Below are 2,596 nucleotides of genomic sequence, written 5' to 3'. Positions count from 1 at the left end.
AGATTGAGAGGAAAACGCTCTAGCGGCTTCTCATTTCTTTTCAGACATCACTCCCTTGGAGGCTGTTTGAAAAACGCCAAAACAGAGCAAGCATATTCCAAAAAATAACAGGCTGTTATCCCAATACTGAAAATAGAATAGCTCTTTATTTCTCAAAAGATTTCAGTAAACATCAGAAAAATGAGCGGCTAAAATCAGCTCCAGCTCCAGCTCCAGCTCCAGCTCCAGCTCTCGTTCTCGCCTGTGTGCTCATAGTCTCACATCACCCTCTAAAATTACCAATCTTCAGCAACACGCAATAAAAGCCGCGCTGTTTTTCCAAATCCATAAATATCCCCTCCAAGCCCGTATAACCGGAGTGGCCTCCCCATGCTCTCAGCCACACTGCAACCGTTTCTTTCCACCACCACTCAGGCAACCGCTCAGAGCAGCACGAACAACACCAGCCTGTCTCTGCTCACGGTACCCCTAACTGCCGTCCCGGCGCAGACGCTGAAAGTCGCGCTGTCCGGCACCCTGATCCAGATCACCCTGCGTCAGCGCAGCACCGGCCTGTATGCAGATTTCGATGCCAACAGCACGCGGCTTCTGTCCGGCGTGCTGTGTCAGGACCGTACATGGCTGGTGCGGGATGCCGCAATCGGCCTGCCTGGGGACTTCCTGTTTGCCGACACACAAGGCCAGCAAGACCCGGACGCCACCGCCCTCGGCTCCCGCTTTCTCCTCCTCTACCGTCCCGGCTGGACGTCCTGACGACAACCACCACACAGTCCTGCGCCCGCCACTTCCTGCATTTCGGAAACTCCCGCACCATGTCGCAAACAACGCTTCAAAACCGCGCCGTGGATGTCACATTCCGGCTGCTCTCACAGGCGTTCGGCCCCAATGGGGAAGATACGGTCACTCTCTCCGGCCTGCGCGTGCATGCCGAGGTCACACAGGCCCGCTTCCCCACGGCAGAAAGTGCAACGGTGCGGATCGAAGGCATGACCCCGGATGTCATGAACCGCCTGAGCATGGCCGCGCCGGACCCCACGCGCCAGAGTGCGAGTGAACTCATCCTCACAACGCAGGACGGGGCAGGGGGGAACGCCCTCGTCTTTCAGGGCGGTGTCACGCTGGCCTATGTGGATTATACAACCGCTCCCAATGTCTCTTTTGTTGCACAGGCGTTTTCAACAGTTCTGCCGAATGCCATGACGGCCACCCCCACGGGCTACCGGGGTGCTGTCTCCGCCGGGCAGGTGCTTGGCACCATTGCCAGCAAGGCCGGCCTGAGCCTGCACACTCAGGGTGTGGGTGCCACGCTGCATGATCCCTATTTCCACGGCAGCCCCGGCCAGCAACTCAGCCAGTGTCTGGAAACTGTGCCTCTGTGTGCTGGTCTGGGGCGCGGCCAGCTCTCCGTCTGGCCCGCAACGTCTACCACCTCACAGCCGACGCCCCTCGGCACCACACAAGCCCTGTCCCTCTCCGCAGAAACCGGGCTGATCGGCTACCCCGCATGGTCCGCCGGCGGACTGGCTTTGCAGATGCTGTTTAACCCGCTTGTCAGTTTCAACAGCCTGATCGCCCTGCACAGCCGCTACCAGCCTGCGGGGTGGGGGCAGCAAAACGGCCCGGTGCCGGTCGGCCTGTGGCGTGTCACACAGGTGCGCCACACCCTGCAAACAGAAACGCCGCACGGCGCATGGTTTACGGACATCGTGGCGCAGGCCTATCGGGAACCCACCGCATGACCCAGTCCAACACAGCCGCGCAAACTGCCAGCCAGAGCGCACCGCAGGCGCCCCCCAGCGGCTATCCCATTTTCAATCGGGCCGATGCTGCTGCGTCAGACTTTAATGCTCTGAACACCGTCATCACGCGCCTGCTCTCAGGCCGCCGAACCATCGTGCCCGTGCAGATCAAGGCCGTTTCCGGAGCCGGGCTGAACCCGGTCGGCACGGTGGATGTGCAGCCCATGGTGCATCAGCAGGATGCCTCTGGGCGCATCATGCCGCATGGCGTGTTGTATAATGTGCCGTATTTTCGGCTGCAGGGCGGATGCCGCGCCGTTATTCTGGACCCGATGGAAGGCGACATCGGCCTCGCCCTTATCGCGGACCGCGATATCTTCAACGTCAAAACTGCCCGCGCCAGTGCTGCCCCCGGCTCGTTCAGGCAGCAGAACATGGCCGACGCCCTCTATATCGGCGGCTTCCTCAACGGCACGCCGCAGGAGTATCTCTGGTTCAGTGAAAACGGTATCACGCTGAAAACGTCTGGTACCGTCAGCATCGAAGCGCAGAACACCCACATCACCGGCCCCGTCTCCATAGACGGCAGCCTCACCGTCTCGCAGGACGCCACCGCCAATGGCATCTCCCTGACCCAGCACACTCACCCCGGCGTGCAGCCCGGCTCCGGGATCACGGGCACTCCGCAGGGGTAGCTGCATGGGACTGTTTGGAGACTTCCGAGACGCATCCATAAAAAAACGCGACCACAGGCATATCCATGGTCGCGTTTCTCATCGTTTTCAAGGTGTGGATTCAGTATCCAAACCTGACTACAGAATTTGGCAAGGTCCTTATACCAACCATTGTTTGGCCTG

3 protein-coding genes are annotated in these 2,596 nt (G+C 59.8%); all 3 read left to right on the top strand.

Annotation, left to right across the window (positions count from 1 at the left end; translation table 11 throughout):
• The first annotated feature begins 369 nt into the window (after positions 1 to 369).
• The 3 genes from AD928_RS00420 to AD928_RS00410 are packed head-to-tail and all read left to right on the top strand — an operon-like array spanning position 370 to position 2,434.
• Positions 370 to 753, top strand: coding sequence for a phage baseplate plug family protein (locus tag AD928_RS00420; protein WP_233419869.1), 384 nt, complete (start codon positions 370 to 372; stop codon positions 751 to 753).
• A 59-nt stretch (positions 754 to 812) separates the two neighbouring features.
• Positions 813 to 1,739 (top strand): baseplate hub protein, encoded by a 927-nt coding sequence (locus AD928_RS00415; protein ID WP_062247374.1) that lies wholly within the window; start codon positions 813 to 815, stop codon positions 1,737 to 1,739.
• Positions 1,736 to 2,434 carry a Gp138 family membrane-puncturing spike protein gene (locus AD928_RS00410; protein ID WP_062247372.1) on the top strand — a complete coding sequence of 233 codons (699 nt, stop codon included), beginning with the start codon at positions 1,736 to 1,738 and terminating at the stop codon, positions 2,432 to 2,434. Before AD928_RS00415 ends, AD928_RS00410 begins: the two co-directional genes overlap by 4 nt.
• Positions 2,435 to 2,596 lie beyond the last annotated feature (162 nt).

Source organism: Acetobacter cerevisiae (assembly GCF_001580535.1).
In the GTDB taxonomy this organism is placed as follows: domain Bacteria; phylum Pseudomonadota; class Alphaproteobacteria; order Acetobacterales; family Acetobacteraceae; genus Acetobacter; species Acetobacter cerevisiae.
The sequence above is the reverse complement of the archived record's forward strand: the minus strand, read 5'-3'. Positions and strand labels throughout refer to the sequence as shown.